Consider the following 18217-nt stretch of genomic DNA (forward strand, 5'->3'; position numbering starts at 1 on the left):
CAGTGCTTAATAAATGAACAGGCTCAACGGGTGAGCCTATCTTTTGGTTTAGCTATTTAATCCCGCTGCCACGACATTCGGCTTAGGCGTAGAGGTCGACCCGGCCATCCAGCGTCAAGCGCACCGGCGTAGCCAGGCCGCCTTCGATAGGCTCGCCGGCGTCATCGCCGGGTGCCCGCCCATCGCTCCGGGCGCCACCGCGGGCGTTGGCGAAGGCGCCCTGCTCACCGGGGCGGCCCTGCTCGCCTACCGAGGTCTCACCGAGTGAAATTCCCTGCTCGGCCAGCGCTTCGCGCAGCTGAGGGATGGCCTGTTCGACGATCTGGCGTACCTGGGCGTGGGCCGAGAAGAACTGCGCTTGGGTGTGCTGCTCGCCCACCTTGAGCGTGATCGTCAGCGGGCCAAGCTCGGCGGGGTGCAGCTCGAGCTTGACCTGCTGCTCGCCGCCGCGCTGGGTCAATTGAATCAACTGTTGGCCGAGCTTCTCGGGGAAGGCGGAGCTGGCGAGCGGCAAGCCGGGGGTGTTCGCCGCCGGTGCTGAAGCGGCGATGGTCGGCGCGGTGGCCGCTAGCGTCTGCTCGCCGTTCGCGCCGGTTTGGCCAAGCGCGCCCTGGAGCGCGCTGGTGCTCACGCTCGAAGTGAGAGTGGCGGGCAGCGGGTCCGCGTCCAGCGGCTCGCTGTTTGTCGTGGCGGCGCTGGCGTAAAGCGACATCAGCGGCTGAGTGCTCCAGGTTGGACGCTCGCTGGCGGACCACGCGCTGGCGCTTGGCTCTGTGCCGCTACGCAGAGCGCCCGACTCGGGGCGAAGACCCTCAAGTGCGCTCAATAGACGCGCGGCGGCATCGCCCAGGGCCGGGGCCCTGGACGATGCAGCTGCCGCCTCGGCGTTCGCCGGGCCGGTAAAGGCCGCCACCAGCGCCAGCCGCGCCTGTACGTCGAGCAGCGCATCGTCAGCGGGGAGTGCGCTTTGAAAGTCGATACCGCTTTCCTGCGCACGTCGAGTCTGTTCATCGGCCAGTAGGGCTGGCTCGTTAAGGCTTGGTGCCGAAGCGGCCGGTATTTGATCGGATTCGGCGCGTGTCAGCAGCTGTGCAGCGCTGGCGAGATTTAATTCGGGTGGGGCGGCCGCGCTCGAAAGCGCTTGCTCTGTCGCGTGAAAGAGGGCGTTCAGGTCGGCATCATCGAGCGCCTCGACACCTGCGCCGAGCGCGGCCAGCGCATCGTCGACCGGCTCTTGAGCGGGCCTGGCCTGTGTAAGCGCTTGCATAACGTTAGCGAGATTGGTCTCGGGCGAGGCGGCCTCGCTCGAAGAAGCTTGCTCGGTCGAGTGAAAGATTGCTTCCAGGTCGGCATCATCGAGCGCTTCGGCTTCGGCACCGAGCGCGGCCAACGCGTCGATGGGTTTGGCCTGTGCCAGTAGTTGCGCGATGCTCTCGAGATTTGATTCGGGCGAATCGACCTTACTCGAAAGCGCTTGCTCGGTCGCATCGAAAAGCGCCCGTAGCTCGTTGTCATCGAGCGTATCGACATCGGCGCCGAGCGCGGCCAGCGCGTCGCGAAACGCCTCGAGCGGCGCGGTCTCCGGTGCGGCCTGCGAGGGGGCGCTACCCGCGCGGGTATCGAAGGCCTGGCGCAGCGCCGATTGAAAGCCCGCCGGCGCACTCTGACTCTGGGGTGTCTGCCCGCCGTTGAGGGTGGAGAGCGCGCCGCGCAGATTCTGAAGCGGTTGAAGCAGTAACGTCATGGTCATGGGTGAACTCCTCGCGATTACTGCGAACTGTCCGGAGAGCGCCGCGCGGTGCGGGCGCTGACGAACTCATCGTTGGCCTTCTGGTCGGCGCGCTCCTGGCGGCGATGCTCTTCGAGCAGCCGACGCGAGGCCAGGGTATCGAACGAGGAGAGCTTGCGCTGCTCCTGCTGCCAGTGCTGCTGGCTTTGCTGCACGCGCTTTTGCTGCGCGGTCAGCGCCTGGCGGGCGCGGCCGAGCGCGGCGTCGAGCGAGGCCAGAAACTGCTGGTAGTTGAACATGGTGGCCGGGTCGATGCCGTCGCGCATGGCACTTTGCAAACGCTCGGCGTACTCGGCGCGGTAGCGGCTGAGCGAGTCGAGCTGCGCTTGGGTCTGGTGCTGGCTCTGGCGCTCTTCGGCGAGCAGCTTGCCCGCCTGGTCGCGCGCGTCCCGGGCCAGATCGGTCAGGATATCGAGCTGTGAATGCTGCATGTCAACCTCCCACTACCTGCGCTAGCGCCTGCCTCGACTCATCGAGGGTGGCGCGTTCATCGATACGCTGTTGCAAAAAACCTTCGAGCGTTGGAAACAGGTTCACCGCCTCGTCGAGCCTGGGGTCGTGTCCGGGCGTGTAGGCGCCGACGCTGATCAGGTCGCGGTTACGCTGATAGCGTGAAAAAAGCTGCTTGAAGGCACGCGCCCGGTTGATCTGCTCGTCGGTGGCCACCGCGTTCATCGCCCGGCTGATCGAGGCTTCGATATCGATCGCCGGGTAGTGGCCCGCTTCCGCCAGGCTGCGCGAGAGCACGATATGGCCATCCAGAATCGCCCGGGCGGAGTCGGCGATCGGGTCCTGCTGGTCGTCGCCTTCGGTCAATACGGTGTAGAACGCCGTGATCGAACCGCCGCCGCGCTCGGCGTTGCCGGCGCGCTCGACAAGCCCCGGCAGCTTGGCAAACACCGACGGCGGATAGCCCTTGGTCGCCGGCGGCTCGCCGATGGCGAGTGCGATTTCGCGCTGGGCCATGGCGTAGCGGGTGAGCGAGTCCATGATCAAGAGCACGTTGCGCCCGCTGTCGCGAAACCCTTCGGCCAAACGTGTGGCGTAGGCGGCGCCCTGCAAACGCTGCAGCGGCGAGGTGTCTGCCGGGGCGGCGACCACCACCGAGCGGCGGCGCCCCTCCGGGCCGAGAATGTTGTCGATGAAATCCTGCACCTCGCGCCCGCGCTCGCCGATAAGGCCGACCACGATGACATCGGCCTGGGTGTAGCGCGCCATCATCCCCAGCAGCACCGACTTGCCCACGCCGGAGCCGGCGAACAGCCCCATGCGCTGGCCCTTGCCGACGCTCAGCAGGGCGTTGATCGCGCGGATGCCGACGTCGATCGGGGTGTCGATCGGCGCCCGCGACAGCGGATTGAGGGGCGCGGTGTGCAGCGTCGCCCGAGTGATGTCGTCGGTCGCTTCGCGATCGTCGAGCGGGTTGCCGTTGCCGTCGAGCACCCGGCCCAGAAGCTCCTCGCCGACGGGAAAGCGCCGCGCGCTGTGGCCGCCGTCGGAAAGCGGCGAGACGCGGGCGCCGGGCATCAGCCCGGAAATCTCCTCGAGTGGCATCAGAAAGAGCTTGTCCCCGGCAAACCCGACCACTTCGGCCTCGGCGTGCTGCGCGCTCTCCCCCAGACGCCCGTCGGCGCCGGGCAGCTCGATACGACAGGCGCTGCCCACCGCGACCTGCAGACCCACGACCTCGATCACCATGCCGGTGGCGCGTACCACGCGGCCGCTGCGCCGGTAGGTGGGCACCTGGCTCACCCGCTGGGTGGTGCGGGTCAGCGCCTTGCGCCAGCGCTGGGCGTGCAACATCGGGGCGGCGCTCATGGGCTCTCCTGGGCCTGCCCGGGCTCAGCGGGCTTGTGGCGCTTGCGCATCTGGGCGGCGATGGCCTGCCAACGGCTTTCGAAGGTGGCGTCGAGCTCGCCCTGGGCGCTGGTTACCCGGCAGCCGCCTCGGGCGAGCTGATCGTCGGGCTGCAGCGCCCAGTTCGCGGCGCGAAGCTCGTCGCCCAGATGCTCCTCGACCAGCGCATGGTCGTCGGGATTGAGCCACAGCCGCTGCTGGCCGGTAAGCGGCGGCTCGGTGTGCAGAAGCTCGCGCACCAGCGCAAGAACCTGCTCCGGGTGCGCTGTGAGCGTATCGAGCGCCAGCTGGCGCCCGGTCATCATGGCAAGCTCCACCAGGTCGTCGGCAATGGTGTCGTCGAGCCGCTCGAGGGCGCTGGCAAACTGGCGGGCCAGCGCCTCGAGCGGTGCCACGGCTTGGTGTATCTGGTCGTTCAACGTGGCCTGCGCCTGCTCGCGACCCTCTTTCAGGCCCCGTTCGAGCCCTTCCTTATGGCCCTTGGCGAGCCCGGCCTGGTAGCCCTGCTCCTCGGCGTCACGGCGCACGCGGGTAAGCAGCGCCTCGCGCTCGTGCTGTTCACGCTGGCGCGCCTGCTCGGCGGCTTTTTGCGCGGCGGCGACCCGGCGCTGGTGAGGACTCGAGGCAGCATTGTCCTTATCGGCCCGTTGGGCGTCGCTCTTTAATTCATCCATCTGCCAGCGCTGCCACTGGCCGTGACGGTCGAACTCGCTGGTGGGTGAATTAGACATACTCGTCGTCTCCGCCGGCCAGCACTATCTCGCCGGAGTCGGCCAGGCGGCGCACCACCTGCAGGATGGCTTTCTGCTCGGTTTCGACCTGGGAGACGCGAACCGGGCCGCGCGCTTCCATGTCCTCGCGCACCAGATCCGCGGCGCGCTGGGACATGTTGCGCAGGAACTTGTCCATCAGCGCTTCCGGCGCGCCCTTCAGGGCGATGACCAGCGAGTTGGTTTCCACTTCCTGAAGGACCAGCTGGATCGCGCGGCTGTCCAGGTCGATCAGGTTCTCGAACAGGAACATCTCGTCGATGATCTTCTGCGCCAGGTCCTCGTTGTGAGCGCGTACGGTGTCGATCGCCCCCTCTTCCTGAGAAGAGTTCATCAGGTTGAGGATCTCCGCGGCGGTTCTTACGCCGCCCATCTTGCTGCGCTTGAGGTTCTGACCGTCCAGCATGCTGGTCAGCACTTCGGTCAGCTCCTGAAGGGCGGCGGGCTGCACGCCGCTGAAGGTGGCGATGCGCAGCACTACGTCGTTGCGCAGCTTCTCGTCGAACAGCTCGAGAATGTTGGCGGCCTGGTGGCGCTCCAGATGAATCAGGATGGTGGCGATGATCTGCGGGTGCTCGTCGCGGATCAGCTCGGCGACCATCGAGGCTTCCATCAGGTTCAGCGAATCGATGCCGGTGCTATTGCCGGTACTCTCGAGGATGTCCTCGATCAGGCTGGAAGCACGTTCGCTGCCCAGCGCCTTGGTCAGCACCGAGCGAATGTGGTCGCTCGAGTTGAGGTTGAGCGCGACGAAATCCTCGGTTTCGCGATGGAAGGCGTCGAGCACCGCTTTCATGTCCTCGTGAGAGATCTGATCGAGCTTCGCCATCTCGAGACTGATCGCCTGCACCTCGGCGGCGTTGAGGTACTTGAATACCTCTGCGGCGCTGTCTTCGTCCAGGGTCAGAAGCAGAATGGCGCTTTTACGGGCGCCGCTCATCTGTGCAATGGCGCTACTCATTGGCATTCATCCAGCTGCGAATAATCATGGCGACCATGCGCGGGTCGTCCTTGGCCATGTCCTGCAGGTCCTTGAGATTGTTCTCGTAAAGCGACGTCTTGCGGCGTCGCTTGGGCCGCTCGGCAGCGCCTTCGTCATCCAGTAGCTCGTCGGTTTCGACGCTTTCGTCCTCGTCGTCGCCAACGCTGACCCGGAACGTGCTGCCCGGCGCTGCCGGCGCCGCGGCGGGCGGTGTTTGGGTGTAGCGCTTGATCAGCGGACGCAGAATCAATAGATACAGCAAGAGCGCAACGAGCAGCACCATCAGGTAGCGGCCCAGGGTGGCGGCGAGCGACAGCGTTGCCGGCTGCTGCCACCAGGTGGTCTCTTCTTCGCTCTCTTCCGCGCCGCGTACGAAGGGCGTATTGACCACTTCGATCTGGTCGCCGCGACCCTCGGAGAAGCCCATCGCCTGCTGTACCAGCCGTTCGAGCTGATTGATTTCGTCCTGGGTCAGCGCCACCTGCTCGGCTTCGCCGTCGCTGTTGATCACGGTTCTAAAGTCGACCACGACCGCGGCCGATAGACGCTGTATCTGCCCCAGACGCTGCTGCACATGCTCGATGCTGCGATCCACCTCGTAGTTGACGATATCCTCCTGGCGCAGGTTGGAAAGCGTCGGCTCGTCGGTGCCTTCGCCTTCGTCGCCCTCTTCGTCGGGCTGGTTGATCAGCGAGGCCGCCACGCCCGGCGGAGTGTTGCTCAGTGCGCCGGGAATGCCGCCCGCGAGCGGGTTTTCGCCATCAAAAGAGAGGTTGAGCTGGCGACTTCTCAGCGCGGCTTCGTTGGGCGGCTGGTTCGGCCCGTAGCGCTCGGAGGTCTGCTCGCGGCGCGAGAAGTCGATTTGGGCCGCCACTTGGGCGCGCACGTTGTCGCTACCCAGAATCGGCGTCAGGATATTTTCGATGCGCCGCTGGTAGGAGCGCTCCACCTCGGCGATGTACTCGAGCTGGCTGCCGTCCAGGTCGTTACCACCGCGCGCGGCCTGGGCCGAAAGCAGGCGGCCGCTCTGGTCGACCACGGTGACGGCTTCGGCGGCGAGTTCCGGCACGCTGCTCGACACCATGTGTACGATAGCGCTGACCTGGCCCTCGCCGAGCACGCGCCCGGGGGCCAGGGTCAGCACCACCGACGCCTTGGCCGGCTCGCGGTCGCGGATGAACACCGACGGTTTGGCCATCGAGAGGTGCACGCGCACACGCTCGACCGGCCCCAGGGATTCGATGGAGCGGGCGAGCTCGCCCTCCAGACCGCGCTGAAAGTTGACCTGTTCGGCGAACTGGCTGATGCCGAAGGCCTGATTGTCCATCAGCTCGAGGCCCAGGTTGCCGCCCCGCGGCAGGCCCTGTTCGGCGAGCTGCAGGCGCAGCATATGCACCTGGTCGGCGGGCACCATCAGCGCCTGGCCACTGTCGCTGAAGCGGTACGGCACGGCGCGGCTGTCGAGCTCGGTGATGATGCGCCCGCCGTCCGCCTCGTCGAGGTTGCTGTAGAGCACGCGGTACTCGGGGCTGCCCGCCCACATGAACAGCGCCGCCACCAGCGCGATCGAGGCCGCGCCGGCAATGAGCAGCACGACCAGGGGGCTTGCGCGCATCTGTCTGACCAGGCGCGACAGCGTAGCGTTGTCTTTCGAGGCGTTTGCTGCGCCTTGCGAAGCGTTGGGAGTCGAGCCGGTTTGGCGACCTGCCGTGGCGCCACTCTCGCTCATGAAGGCCTCCGGGAGGCTGAGCAAGGCAGGGCACGGCCCAGGCGCATCATCATCGAAGGCATAGGCGATATCCGTCAATCACGGTGAGTCGTTACACAGGCGTTCAGCTGGGTGAACGGGTGCGGAACTTTGATGAGCGCCATTATCCTTAGGGGCGTCCAGCGTGAAGGAGGGAAAAGCTCAGCTTTTATGACGTATTTGTGCGTATGATGGTTTTAGTGCCAGTGGTAGGGTGGCAACATTATTTTAGTCGTTTATCCAGTGAGGTTTACGTATGAGCTCACCCGCCATTCAGTCGGCGCTGGCGCAGATGCAGGGGCTTGCTTCCCAAGCGGCGGCCCCCATGAAAAACGACGCCGCGGCGGTTGGTCAAAGCGGTTTCGGCAGCGAGCTTCAGGCGTCGATTCGGCGCATCAACGAGCTACAGCAGGGGGCCAACGCCAAGGCGATGGCGTTTCAGGCGGGCGACTCGAACCTCGAGCTCAACGACGTCATGGTCGATATGCAAAAGGCGAGCGTGGCCTTTCAGATGGGGCTTCAGGTGCGCAACCGAATGGTCAGCGCCTACCGCGACGTCATGAACATGCAGGTGTAACCTCTTTTCTTGTTTTTCCTTACTCGCAAGCGGCCGACCGCGCTTTTTCCACGGCCGGCCGTGCTTTGGCTTCAAGCCTCGAGCGAGATCAGCCCGCTCTGTAACTCCTCGAAGCGCTTGATCACCGCCAGCACCTCTTCGCCGGGAATCTGACGAATCACCTCCCGGGTTTCCCGATCGATCACCCGCGTAATGATCCTCGAGGACTCTTCGCTGATCTCGAACTCCAATCCGCGCTCGCGCAGCGTTTCGTTGATACGCGCCACCGGCTCCTCCAGCGCTTCGCGAGGAACGTTGGCGGACTCATCGCTTTGGGGTGCCGGTATCCGGGGCGTCTGCAGTAGACGTTCGACGAGTTCGTGACGCGGCGTCGAAGGTGTCGCGGCACCGGTCGAGGGCGTCAGGGAACTATCCAGGGATAAAGAGTCCATACGTGTGTTCTCCAAAGGGCTGTCTCGATAAAAGCGCTCGTTCAAGAGGCGATCGGAAGGCGGGCAACGCTCTCGCAGGCCTCGAAGCCCCGGCTTGCACACACGGGCCTCGATACAGGCTATCGACCGCCGCGGCGCGATCTTTAGCGGTTTAGAACGCAAAAATCGATTAGCCTCCTAACGCCCAAAATAGCCGTTGGCGGTGCGCTATATAGGCCGATAGCCTTCAGCTGCCCTTGATATGCTGGGCGGCAAAGAGCGACGTTGACTCGGGCGTCGACTGTGAAGAGGTGGGTAATGGAAGTGGAGCAGGATGGATTTGAAAGCGTTGACGATCACGCCTCGATCAGCGACTTGCTGGACTTGATGATCGAAAACGGCGGCGTGTCGCTCTGTTTGACGACCCCGAATGCTACCCCTGAACCCATCGTGCTGATGGAACAGCACCCGGGCGAGGCGCTGGTCATGGATCTATCGCCGGTCAGCTATCTGCTGCACCGATTGCAAAGCGGTGAGCCTTTCTTCCTGCGCGGCCAGTTCGAGGGCAAGGTCATTCGCACGACCGCGCTGACGCTGGTGCAAACCCGCCGCTCCGGCGGTCGATTTCTGTGTGAGAGCGACTACCCCGGGGCGCTTTGGGTCTTGCAGCGCCGGGAGTCGTTTCGCGCCCAGCTACGTCTGGGCATGACCGTCGCGGTCACGGTGACCAACGACCAGGGCCAGAGTGCTCAGGGCGAGCTGCGCGATCTTTCCCAGAGCGGCTGCCAGGTGGAGCTGCCGCTCAATGCCAGCGGTATCCTCACTCAGGCCCACTCGCCGCTGCGCCTCGCGTTCACCTTCCCGGACGGCACATCGTTTGCGATCGATGCCGAGGCGCGCCATCAACAGGTCGACGCCGAACATCACCTGCTACGCGTCGGCTTCGAGCTGGTCGATCACAGCGCCGAGCAGTCACGCAAGATCTGGTATTTCGTGTGCGAAATCGAGCGCGAGGCGATCCGCTACGACAAGGAGGCCGAGGCTTCGGCGCGCCAGGCCTCGCCGCTTTTTACCTCCCAGGGCATCGCCAGGAGCCAGCAGGATCAGGTGGGTCGGCGCGATCTGAAGCACTACGCCACACCCGCCGCCCGGCGGCTGGTCAAGGTGGCGGCGTACCTCGATGCACAGCTTCTGCTACTGACTCAGGGCAACGACATCGATTCGCGCCAGCTCTCGCTCAATGCCGATCGCATCATCAGCCTGCACGAAGAGGACCGCCAGGCGCTGCTGTTCGCCTCGCGCTGTCTGTCGCTCGAGCCGGAGCTGGTGCGCCATGGTATCGCGGTGGCGATCCAACTGCTCGACTGGATTGGCGCGGACCTGCCTCCGGATGCGCGCAAGGCCATGGTCGCCAGCGCCCTGGTTCACGATCTGGGCAAGGCGCTGATCCCCCAGGTGGTATATACCGCGCCGCACTTCGAAGCCTCTCACTTGAAAGTGCTCAGCGAGCATCCCGGGCTGTTGCTAGAGCGGCTCAAAAGCTGCCAGTGGCTTTCGCAGAGCGTGGCCCACGCCGTGATCAAGGGCATCAACGAGCGTATCGACGGTAGCGGCTACCCCGACCGGCTCGACGGCCAAGCGGTCGGCGAGCTGTCGCGCGCCTGCGCGATCATCGACGTGGTCGAAGCGATGCGCCGCGATCGCCCGGACCGTCCGGCGACCACTACTCAGCAGATCTATCGCTACCTGCTCAGCCACCCCGAGCAGTTCGACCCGCGCTGGGTCAAGCGCTATATCGACCACTTCACGGCGCTACCGGTCGGCACGCTGGTGCTGTTTTCGAGCGAGCAGCTGGCCTGGATCGTGCGTATCGACGAGCGGGGGACACCGCTTGAAGTGGTACTGACCGACCAGGCCGCCGCGCCGCTTCGCGCAACGCTGAAGTACAGCGTTTCAGGCGATGTGGCCGAGCGTTTGGGCTCGCCGGTGCGCGAGCTGGCGGTCTCCACTTGAGGCTTTCGATTTCGCGCGCAAAAAAACCAACAAGGGTTAAAGTCGCGCCGGGCTGCGCCGATTTAAAAACCATGCCGATACCGCTTCAATGCGCGCATCAAACGCCGGGCAGGGCGGCTTTTTTTAACTACGGAGTACCCTTATGACCTATTCACGCAGCGCGAGCGCTTACGGCCGGGGTGCCAGCGCCTATGCTCGGGTCGGTGTAGAGAGCGGCGTCATGTCCGCGGACCCGCATCAGCTCATCGTCATGCTGTTCGACGGCGCCCAGGCGTCGATTCGCGCGGCGCGCATTCACATGCAGGCGGGCAACATCAACGAAAAGGGGCGTGCGATTTCGAAGGCGCTGGATATCGTCAACAACGGCCTGGCCGCCGCGCTCGATGCGGAGAAGGGTGGAGCGATCGCCGAGCGGCTGGGGTCGCTGTACGACTACATCGCCAGGCTCCTGCTGACGGCCAATCTGCGCAACGACGAGGAGAGCTTGACCCAGGCGGAGCGTCTTCTGGAGGACATCGCCTCGGCCTGGCGGGAAATTGGCCAACCACAAAGTGCGTGAGGCTCATCATGGCGGCTATTGACACGGCGCATGCCGATAACCAACAAATCCTGCTCGAAACCTACGGTGAACTGCTGTCGCGTGCAGCGCAAATGCAGTCGTTGGCGAGTACCGAGCAGTGGCCGGAGTTGATCGAACAGCGTACCCACTACGTCGTGCTGGTCGATAAGCTGCGCGAGCTCGACGAGCGGGTCGAGCTCGACGATGCCGGCAAGGCGCAAAAGGCCGATCTGCTGGAGCGTATTCTCGAGCACGATGTCGAGATCCGCCGGCGCCTGGTGACCCGGCGTGACGAGCTCGGCAAGCTCATCGGTGTTTCCCGAAAGCAGCGCGATCTTCACCGCGCCTACGCGCCTCAGCAGGGCGATCCTTTTCAGGATGAGCCCGCGCCGTGAGCGGCATCACGCCGCTGATCGATACCCTGATGCACCAGGTGTTGGGGCGTCAGGCTAACGTTTCGCAGCGTCCCATCGATGCGCCGGTTCAGCCGGTCACCCCCGGCGACGGACCCAGGGCGCTCTCGCGTGATGCCGGCCTCGACGGCCGCCCGACCCACCAGCCGCTGATCGACGAGCTGCGCCGGCTGCCGCCGTCGATCGACCCCAAACAGCCGGCCCCGCCCACCGCGCGGGGCGGTGACGCCTCACCTGACTCCACCCAGACCCACTTCAGCCCCGCCGCGCGCAGTATCGCCGATGTGCTGCTGCGCTTTCCCGCGCCCGCCGCCGCGCTGCGCCCGGCCGCTGCGCTCATGCAGCCGGGGGAGCCGATCAGCGCCGATACGCTCTCCCAGCGCCTGAACGCCAGCATTCGCGACAGCGGCCTGTTCTATGAATCTCATCTTAAGCGCTGGTTTCAGGGCGACGTGCCGCGGCTGCAGCTGATGCGCGAGCCCCAGATGCAGCTGGCCAGGCCCCTGGCCGCCGGCCAGGCGCCGGCGCTTTCCGCCTTTACGGGTCCCGGCACCGCGCCCGCCACGACGAACTCCATTCTGCCCGGCACGCCGCTGGTGTTCGTGCCCACGCCTACGTCTGGAGCGATTGGCGCCGGCACGCCTGCGCTTGGCGCCTTGCCAACCCCGCCCGTGGCAACGCCGGGCGCTCCTCAAGCTGGCGGCATCAAGACGGGCGCGTTCGAGCGGCCTGCGACAAGCCTGGCCTCGACCCCGGCGCCACTGACCGAGGGCCAGCGCGGCGCGGCGGCGCTCGCCGCCGGCGAAGCCGAGGGCGCTCGTGACGTTGACTCGATGCTGACGCTCAAGCGCGAGATCGTACATGAAAGCCTTCAGCCGCTGGTACGCCAGCAGCTCGAGATGCTGGCCACGCCTTCCCTTCGTTGGGAAGGCGACGTCTGGGCGGGCATTTTCATGGCGCTGATCATCAAGCTGCCCGGCGGCGACCGGTCGCAGGAGTCCGGCGGTGAAGGCGAGCACGCCGAGCAGCGCTGGCACTCGCAGATGCATCTCAACGTCCCGGACGTTGGCGCTTTTGATGTAGCGCTCACGCTCGTTCAATCGACCCTTGGCGTCGATGTGATGACCCGCGATAGCGACACCCATCAACGCCTGGCGCCTGCCGTGGAGAGCCTTCGCACCCGCCTCGAAGCGCTCGATTTTCAGCACGTGCGCGTCACCCTCAAACCGCCCGTGGGTGAACCCTAGTGGACGCCTCCCAGGAGCGGCGCCGCCAGGCCGTTGCGCTGGCCTATCAGGAGAACGACCAAGCGCCGCGCGTCGTGGCCAAGGGCTACGGGGAGCTTGCCGAGCGCATCATGGCCGAAGCCGCGCGTCAGGGCATTTACGTTCACGACGCGCCGGAACTCGTCGCGCTTTTAATGCAACTTAATCTGGATAGCGAAATTCCTGCTAGCCTGTATCAGGTAGTGGCTGAGCTCCTGGTATGGGTTTTCGAGCTTACGGAGACTGACTCGACTCATATCGAAAGGCGCAAGTAGCCAATACAGACGTTGTATGTAACCATGGCCGTTGTCACACATCAGCCATTAACTTGCGTTAGTATTGCGGATTTTGATCGCCCGACGTTCGATGGACCTCTATGAGTCAAACCAGTCTTTTCGATGAAATTCAGGAAATAAATCTCGCTTATCTGCTACTGGCCCAGCGCCTTTTGAGCGAGGATCGCGAAGCCGCGATGCTGCGATTGAAGGTCGACAACGAACTCGCCGATCTGATCATCGCCATGAACGCGCGCCAGCTTTCAAGGCTGGCGCGATCCAATCAGCTGGTGTGCCGCTTCAGCCAGGTCACCGCCGCGCAGCTTAAGCAGGTGATGGAAAACCCGCGCGATCAGGGGCTTTCTGGACTACACGCGTCGCTACTGATGGCCAGCGAGTCCTTCGAGTCGCTGCCCAGAGGAGAGCGCGAGTGACGCAAAAGAGCCTGGTCGATGAAATGCATCAGGTGCAGCTGGCGATCGAGCTTATCGAACTCGGCGCGCGCCTGCAGGTGCTGGAAACCGAAACCGAGCTTAGCCGCACACGGCTGATCAAGCTCTACAAGGAAGTGCGCGGGGTTTCCCCGCCCAAGGGGATGCTGCCGTTTTCAACGGACTGGTTCGTGACCTGGTTGCCCAACGTCCACTCGTCACTTTTCTACAACATTTACCTGAGCCTGCGAAAGAATACCGACTGCGAGCGCATCGACGCCTTCGTCAAGGCCTACCGTCTTTATGAAGAGCAGATCAAGCTTGAAAGCGTCGACCCGGTCCTGGGGCTGACCCGCGCCTGGACACTGGTGCGCTTTTTCGAAAGCGACCTTTTACAGCTCACCACCTGCACACGCTGTGGCGGCCACTTCGTCGCCCACGCCCATAGCCCGACCCGCGACTACGTCTGCGGTATCTGTCAGCCGCCTTCGCGCGCCGGCAAGACCCGCAAGTCCTCCTGATCGACCGCTGCGACTTTTGCGTCCCGTTACCCGCCTCTCACTCAAGTTAATCCTGGGATAAGGCTCAAAGGCGGCGGTACTTTATCATTAAGAATCGCACCCGGACCGGTATGATACGCCTAAGCGTCATTCAGGCGAGGCTGCCTACGTTCGTCATCGCGTGCGGCACTGGCCTCTCGAATTGTTCATATCATCATAAGGAAGGGTCGTGTGCTGATTGCCTTGGGTTATCTGGTGGTACTGCTATCGGTGTTTGGCGGGTATATGTTGGCGGGAGGAAGCCTTGGACCGATTTATCAGCCCCTCGAGCTATTGATTATCGGGGGCGCGGGCGTGGGGGCTTTCATTGCGGCCAATAACGGCAAGGCGATCAAGGCGACTTTCAAGGTGCTACCCAGGCTCAAGCGGGCCAAAAAGTATAACAAGACGCTCTACATGGAGCTCATGGCGCTGCAGTTCAAGATTCTCTCAAAAATTCGCCGCGAAGGGATGCTCGGAATCGAGCGCGATATCGACGCCCCGCAGGAGAGCCCGCTTTTTCAGGAGCACCCAACGGTGCTCGCCGACCCGCACATCATGAACTTTCTCACCGACTATCTGCGCCTGATGGTCAGCGGCGGCATGGAGCCGATGGAAATCGACGAGCTGATGCTGCACGAAATCGAAGTGTTCGAGCAGGAGATGCACGTGCCGATCGACGCGATCAGCAAGGTCGGTGACGCCATGCCGGCCTTTGGCATCGTGGCCGCGGTCATGGGTGTGGTAAAGGCGCTGACCTACGCCGACGCCAGCCCGGAGCAGCTGGGGGAAATGATCGCCCACGCGCTGGTCGGTACCTTCCTCGGTATCCTGATGGGGTACGGATTCATTAGCCCCGTTGCCAGCTACGTAGACCGTCAGGCCAAGGAGGCGGAGAAGATGCTCCAGTGCATCCGCGTGACGCTTCTGGCGAGCCTGCACGGTTACGCGCCGCAGCTGGCGGTGGAGTTCGGCCGCAAGGCGCTGCACACCGCCGAACGGCCGAGCTTCAGCGAGCTTGAAGAGTACGTGCGTGACGCCAAGAAGAGTGGCAGTGCATGAGTAAGGGGGCCGACAAGCGTCCGATCGTCATTCGGCGCAAGAAAGTGGTGCACGCCCACCACGGCGGGGCGTGGAAGATTGCGCTGGCGGACTTCATGACCGCGCTGATGGCGCTTTTTCTGGTGCTCTGGATTCTGAGCGTGTCCAGCGAAGAGCAGCGCCAGGGCGTGGCGGACTACTTCAGCGCGCCGCTGGTCACCGCGATCACCGGCGGCGACCGCTCCGGCAGTACGCGGGTGATTCCCGGCGGCGGCCCCGACCCGACCCATACCGACGGCGAACGCGCACGTATCGATACTCGCCAGCACACCCGCCCCAGCAGCCAGGAGCGGCGTTTTTTCGAAGAGCTTCAGGAGCGTATCGAGCGCGCGATCGAACAGGACCCGGAGCTTCGCCAGTTGCGATCCCAGATGCGTTTCGATTTGACCCGCGAGGGGCTGCGCATCCAGCTACTCGACACCGACCAACGGCCGATGTTCGAGCTTGGCAGTGACCAGGTCGCCTCCTATATGCGAAGCCTTTTGCGCACCATGGCGCCACTTTTGAACGAATTGCCCAACGATCTGAGCATCAGTGGCCACACCGACAGCGTGCCCTACGCCGGCGGCTATCGTGGCTACAGCAACTGGGAACTCTCCAACGACCGCGCCAACGCCTCGCGCCGCGAGCTGGTCGCCGGTGGGCTCGACCCGGACCAGCTGTTGCGCGTCTCGGGCTTTGCCGACCGGGTGCTCTTGCCCGACACCACGCCGATGGACCCGCGTAACCGGCGTATCGAGCTCGTGGTGCTGCTTCCGGAGATCGCCGATGCGATTCGCAATCCCGGCGTTCTGGAGTCCAATGAGCCGCTTTCTGACGAAAATAGCGTGATCGAGACTTTAGAAAACATGCCCGAGGCCGATATAGCGCAGTAAGCAGGGCTTGCCGTCACGACGATAGCGCTAATGTGGAGCAGTGCATGGATATAGCGGATTTTTTTGACACCTTTTTCGAAGAGGCCGAAGAGCTTCTCGCCGACATGGAGCAGCACCTGCTCGAGCTGGATGTCGACGACCCGGACAGCGAGCAGCTCAACGCCATCTTCCGCGCCGCTCACTCGATCAAGGGCGGGGCGGGCACGTTCGGCTTCGGTGTGCTGCAAAAGACCACGCACATTCTGGAAAATCTGCTGGACAGTGCCCGCAAGGGCGAGCTTTCGCTGCGCGCCGACCTCGTGGATACGTTTTTAGAGGCCAAGGACATCATGCACGAACAGCTCAACGCCTACCGCAACGAAGAAGAGCCCAACCAGGAGGCTTACGAGCGCATCTGCCAGACCCTTCAGCAGATCGCGCTCGAAGAGATGGGCGAGCCGCTGGAGGTGCCCACGGTCGCGCCCGCCCAACCCGCGGCGCCCGAGCCGGCAACTACCGAGAACGCGCCGGCAGCGGAAAATCGACTCGTCGTATCGTTTATCAACGTCAAGGAGAAAGACCGCGCCCTGCTCATCGAGGAGCTCGAACAGCTGGGCGACATCCTCAGCCAATCCGGCGACGAGCAGCGCTTTGAAGTAGCGCTCACCGCCAGCGTCAGCGCCGACGATATCGAAGCGGTGATGTGCTTCATCATCGAGCCCGAGCAGATCCAGATCAGCGCCGCGCCTGCCGCCGCCCAAAGCGCGCCAGCGCCTGTCGCCGAGCCCGCCGCCAAGTCCATCAAGCCTGAAGCACCCGCGCCAGCGGAAAAGCCGGCGGCGTCGAAGGCCGCCGATGAGAAGTCCACGGCGAAAAAGGCCGCGCCGGAGTCGAGTTCGATCCGTGTGTCGGTGGACAAGGTCGACCAGATCATCAACCTGGTGGGCGAGCTGATCATCACCCAGTCGATGCTCGACCAGACCGTGAATGATTTGGGCGAACGCTCGACGGGCAACAGCTCGCTGCAAAACGGCATGAGCCTTCTGCAGCGCAACGCCCGTGATCTGCAGGAAGCGGTGATGTCGATTCGCATGATTCCCATGGAGTTCGTTTTCAGCCGCTTTCCCCGCGTGGTGCGCGACACCGCTGGCAAGCTCGGCAAGGAGATCGAGCTGGTCACCGAAGGCAAGTCCACCGAGCTCGACAAGAGCCTGGTCGAACGCATCACCGACCCGCTGACCCACCTGGTGCGCAACAGCCTCGACCACGGCATCGAAATGCCCGAAGTACGCGAGGCGCTGGGCAAGCCGCGCCAGGGCAAGCTGACGCTGGCCGCGCGCCACCAGGGCGGCAACATCCTGATCGAAGTGAAGGACGACGGCGCTGGCATGGACCGCGAGCGGCTGCTCGCCAAGGCTCGCGAAAACGGCATGAACGTCTCCGATACCCTGTCCGATGAAGAGGTGTATCAGCTGATTTTCGCCCCGGGCTTCTCCACCGCCGCCGAGGTGACCGACGTCTCCGGGCGCGGGGTGGGCATGGACGTGGTCAAACGCAACATTCAAGGCATGGGGGGGCGCGTCGAGATTCAATCGACGCTGGGCGAAGGCACCAACACCCGCATCGTACTGCCGCTGACGCTGGCCATTCTCGACGGTATGTCGATCAAGGTGGGCGGCGAAACCTTCATTCTGCCGCTCTCCACGGTGCTCGAGTCGCTTCAGCCTGCCAAAAATGACATGTACGCCATGGCCGGCGACGACGTGGTGCTCAAGGTGCGCGACGAATACCTGCCGGTGATCGCCATTCACGAGGCGCTGGACGTCGAGAACGCCATTACCGATCCGACCCGCAGCATCGCCGTGATCGTCCAGGGCGAGGGCCGGCGCTATGCGCTGCTGGTCGACGAGCTAATCGGTCAGCAGCAGGTGGTGGTCAAGAACCTCGAAGAGAACTACCGCAAGGTGCCCGGCGTCTCTGCCGCCACGATCCTCGGCGACGGCAGCGTGGCGCTGATTCTGGATATCACCGGGCTGCACCGCTTGAGCCGCGCCAAGAAAGAAGCGGGCAAGAGCGCCTCCCTTACCCCCTATTCCTACGACAAGGAGATCGCACTGTCATGAGTCAGCCCCAAAGCGACGCGGTGTTGAAGGCCGCCGAAGCGGATAACCGCGAATTTCTGGTGTTCTCGCTCGGCGAGGAAGAGTACGCCATCGACATCCTCAAGGTGCAGGAGATCCGCGGCTACGAAAACGTCACCCGCATCGCCAACGCGCCGGCCTTCATCAAGGGGGTGACCAACCTGCGCGGCGTGATCGTGCCGATCGTCGATCTGCGGATCAAGTTTCACCTGGACCGCGTCGAGTACGGCGGCCAGACCGTGGTGATCGTGGTCAACGTGGCCAGCCGCGTGGTGGGTATCGTCGTCGACGGCGTATCGGACGTGATGAGCCTGACGCCAGAGCAGATCAAACCCGCGCCGGAGTTCGGCGTCACGCTCTCCTCGGATTTCCTCAGCGGGCTCGGTAGCCTCGAGGATCGCATGCTGGTGCTGGTGGATATCGATAAATTATTGACCAGCGAGGAGATGGCGCTGGTGGACTCCACCAAAAGCGCCTGACCCCGTGGTCAGACG

19 protein-coding genes are annotated in these 18217 nt (G+C 64.0%); 12 read left to right on the forward strand and 7 right to left on the reverse strand.

The annotated features are described in order from the left end of the window. Positions 1-82: 82 nt before the first annotated feature. The 6 genes from ACGK9R_RS00115 to fliF are packed head-to-tail and all read right to left on the reverse strand — an operon-like array spanning position 83 to position 7127. On the reverse strand, positions 83-1750 hold the full coding sequence (locus ACGK9R_RS00115; RefSeq protein WP_394577537.1) for a flagellar hook-length control protein FliK: 1668 nt from the start codon (positions 1748-1750) through the stop codon (positions 83-85). A gap of 17 nt (positions 1751-1767) precedes the next feature. Continuing rightward, positions 1768-2220 (reverse strand): flagellar export protein FliJ, encoded by a 453-nt coding sequence (gene fliJ, locus ACGK9R_RS00120; protein ID WP_394577538.1) that lies wholly within the window; start codon positions 2218-2220, stop codon positions 1768-1770. A 1-nt stretch (position 2221) separates the two neighbouring features. Then, a complete protein-coding gene (gene fliI, locus ACGK9R_RS00125) occupies positions 2222-3607 on the reverse strand; it encodes a flagellar protein export ATPase FliI (RefSeq protein WP_394577539.1) in 1386 nt (461 codons plus the stop codon). After that, the gene (gene fliH / locus ACGK9R_RS00130; protein ID WP_394577540.1) at positions 3604-4377 is read right to left on the reverse strand and encodes a flagellar assembly protein FliH; all 774 of its coding nucleotides are present in this window, start codon (positions 4375-4377) and stop codon (positions 3604-3606) included. Before fliH ends, fliI begins: the two co-directional genes overlap by 4 nt. Further along, positions 4370-5377 carry a flagellar motor switch protein FliG gene (fliG, locus tag ACGK9R_RS00135; RefSeq protein WP_394577541.1) on the reverse strand — a complete coding sequence of 336 codons (1008 nt, stop codon included), beginning with the start codon at positions 5375-5377 and terminating at the stop codon, positions 4370-4372. Before fliG ends, fliH begins: the two co-directional genes overlap by 8 nt. Further along, positions 5370-7127: a flagellar basal-body MS-ring/collar protein FliF gene (fliF, locus tag ACGK9R_RS00140; RefSeq protein ID WP_394577542.1), complete on the reverse strand. Its 1758-nt coding sequence runs from the start codon at positions 7125-7127 to the stop codon at positions 5370-5372. Before fliF ends, fliG begins: the two co-directional genes overlap by 8 nt. Before the next feature lie 274 nt (positions 7128-7401). On the opposite strand from fliF, the gene fliE reads away from it, so the two are divergent. Next, complete coding sequence (fliE, locus tag ACGK9R_RS00145; protein ID WP_394577543.1) at positions 7402-7722, forward strand: flagellar hook-basal body complex protein FliE; 321 nt, start codon at positions 7402-7404, stop codon at positions 7720-7722. Between the two features lie 71 nt (positions 7723-7793). Here the strand turns inward: fliE and ACGK9R_RS00150 are convergent, their stop codons facing one another. Beyond that, entirely contained in the window at positions 7794-8153 is a 360-nt protein-coding gene (locus ACGK9R_RS00150) for a flagellar protein FlaG (RefSeq protein ID WP_394577544.1), read from the reverse strand. 297 nt (positions 8154-8450) lie between these two features. On the opposite strand from ACGK9R_RS00150, the gene ACGK9R_RS00155 reads away from it, so the two are divergent. The 11 genes from ACGK9R_RS00155 to cheW all read left to right on the forward strand — a co-directional run bounded on the left by ACGK9R_RS00155 (position 8451) and on the right by cheW (position 18202). Then, complete coding sequence (locus ACGK9R_RS00155; RefSeq protein ID WP_394577545.1) at positions 8451-10145, forward strand: HD domain-containing phosphohydrolase; 1695 nt, start codon at positions 8451-8453, stop codon at positions 10143-10145. 142 nt (positions 10146-10287) lie between these two features. Continuing rightward, complete coding sequence (fliS, locus tag ACGK9R_RS00160) at positions 10288-10704, forward strand: flagellar export chaperone FliS (protein ID WP_394577546.1); 417 nt, start codon at positions 10288-10290, stop codon at positions 10702-10704. Positions 10705-10712: 8 nt separating this feature from the next. After that, positions 10713-11099 (forward strand): flagellar protein FliT, encoded by a 387-nt coding sequence (gene fliT / locus ACGK9R_RS00165; protein ID WP_394577547.1) that lies wholly within the window; start codon positions 10713-10715, stop codon positions 11097-11099. Then, on the forward strand, positions 11096-12364 hold the full coding sequence (locus ACGK9R_RS00170; RefSeq protein WP_394577548.1) for a flagellar hook-length control protein FliK: 1269 nt from the start codon (positions 11096-11098) through the stop codon (positions 12362-12364). Before fliT ends, ACGK9R_RS00170 begins: the two co-directional genes overlap by 4 nt. Next, positions 12364-12657 carry an EscU/YscU/HrcU family type III secretion system export apparatus switch protein gene (locus ACGK9R_RS00175; protein ID WP_394577549.1) on the forward strand — a complete coding sequence of 98 codons (294 nt, stop codon included), beginning with the start codon at positions 12364-12366 and terminating at the stop codon, positions 12655-12657. The genes ACGK9R_RS00170 and ACGK9R_RS00175 overlap by 1 nt, the downstream gene beginning before the upstream one ends. 101 nt (positions 12658-12758) lie before the next feature. Then, on the forward strand, positions 12759-13091 hold the full coding sequence (flhD, locus tag ACGK9R_RS00180; RefSeq protein ID WP_394577550.1) for a flagellar transcriptional regulator FlhD: 333 nt from the start codon (positions 12759-12761) through the stop codon (positions 13089-13091). After that, the gene (gene flhC, locus ACGK9R_RS00185) at positions 13088-13609 is read left to right on the forward strand and encodes a flagellar transcriptional regulator FlhC (protein WP_394577551.1); all 522 of its coding nucleotides are present in this window, start codon (positions 13088-13090) and stop codon (positions 13607-13609) included. Before flhD ends, flhC begins: the two co-directional genes overlap by 4 nt. A 210-nt stretch (positions 13610-13819) precedes the next feature. Then, positions 13820-14689, forward strand: a complete 870-nt coding sequence (gene motA, locus ACGK9R_RS00190; RefSeq protein WP_394577552.1) for a flagellar motor stator protein MotA — start codon at positions 13820-13822, stop codon at positions 14687-14689. Beyond that, on the forward strand, positions 14686-15603 hold the full coding sequence (motB, locus tag ACGK9R_RS00195; protein ID WP_394577553.1) for a flagellar motor protein MotB: 918 nt from the start codon (positions 14686-14688) through the stop codon (positions 15601-15603). The genes motA and motB overlap by 4 nt, the downstream gene beginning before the upstream one ends. 44 nt (positions 15604-15647) lie before the next feature. Continuing rightward, positions 15648-17705 (forward strand): chemotaxis protein CheA, encoded by a 2058-nt coding sequence (gene cheA, locus ACGK9R_RS00200; RefSeq protein WP_394577554.1) that lies wholly within the window; start codon positions 15648-15650, stop codon positions 17703-17705. Continuing rightward, complete coding sequence (cheW, locus tag ACGK9R_RS00205; RefSeq protein ID WP_394577555.1) at positions 17702-18202, forward strand: chemotaxis protein CheW; 501 nt, start codon at positions 17702-17704, stop codon at positions 18200-18202. Before cheA ends, cheW begins: the two co-directional genes overlap by 4 nt. Positions 18203-18217 lie beyond the last annotated feature (15 nt).

Origin of the sequence: Halomonas sp. HNIBRBA4712 (assembly GCF_043558675.1) — a bacterium.
GTDB lineage: Bacteria > Pseudomonadota > Gammaproteobacteria > Pseudomonadales > Halomonadaceae > Vreelandella.

Bases quoted from the DNA above. Each gene is read 5' to 3' on its own strand.
- fliT (WP_394577547.1), top strand. From the start codon at position 10,713: ATGGCGGCTATTGACACGGCGCATGCCGATAACCAACAAATCCTGCTC.
- ACGK9R_RS00155 (WP_394577545.1), top strand. From the start codon at position 8,451: ATGGAAGTGGAGCAGGATGGATTTGAAAGCGTTGACGATCACGCCTCG.
- fliE (WP_394577543.1), top strand. From the start codon at position 7,402: ATGAGCTCACCCGCCATTCAGTCGGCGCTGGCGCAGATGCAGGGGCTT.
- fliS (WP_394577546.1), top strand. From the start codon at position 10,288: ATGACCTATTCACGCAGCGCGAGCGCTTACGGCCGGGGTGCCAGCGCC.
- fliJ (WP_394577538.1), bottom strand. From the start codon at position 2,220: ATGCAGCATTCACAGCTCGATATCCTGACCGATCTGGCCCGGGACGCG.
- fliH (WP_394577540.1), bottom strand. From the start codon at position 4,377: ATGTCTAATTCACCCACCAGCGAGTTCGACCGTCACGGCCAGTGGCAG.
- fliF (WP_394577542.1), bottom strand. From the start codon at position 7,127: ATGAGCGAGAGTGGCGCCACGGCAGGTCGCCAAACCGGCTCGACTCCC.
- ACGK9R_RS00150 (WP_394577544.1), bottom strand. From the start codon at position 8,153: ATGGACTCTTTATCCCTGGATAGTTCCCTGACGCCCTCGACCGGTGCC.
- cheW (WP_394577555.1), top strand. From the start codon at position 17,702: ATGAGTCAGCCCCAAAGCGACGCGGTGTTGAAGGCCGCCGAAGCGGAT.
- cheA (WP_394577554.1), top strand. From the start codon at position 15,648: ATGGATATAGCGGATTTTTTTGACACCTTTTTCGAAGAGGCCGAAGAG.
- motB (WP_394577553.1), top strand. From the start codon at position 14,686: ATGAGTAAGGGGGCCGACAAGCGTCCGATCGTCATTCGGCGCAAGAAA.
- fliI (WP_394577539.1), bottom strand. From the start codon at position 3,607: ATGAGCGCCGCCCCGATGTTGCACGCCCAGCGCTGGCGCAAGGCGCTG.
- ACGK9R_RS00115 (WP_394577537.1), bottom strand. From the start codon at position 1,750: ATGACCATGACGTTACTGCTTCAACCGCTTCAGAATCTGCGCGGCGCG.
- flhD (WP_394577550.1), top strand. From the start codon at position 12,759: ATGAGTCAAACCAGTCTTTTCGATGAAATTCAGGAAATAAATCTCGCT.
- fliG (WP_394577541.1), bottom strand. From the start codon at position 5,377: ATGAGTAGCGCCATTGCACAGATGAGCGGCGCCCGTAAAAGCGCCATT.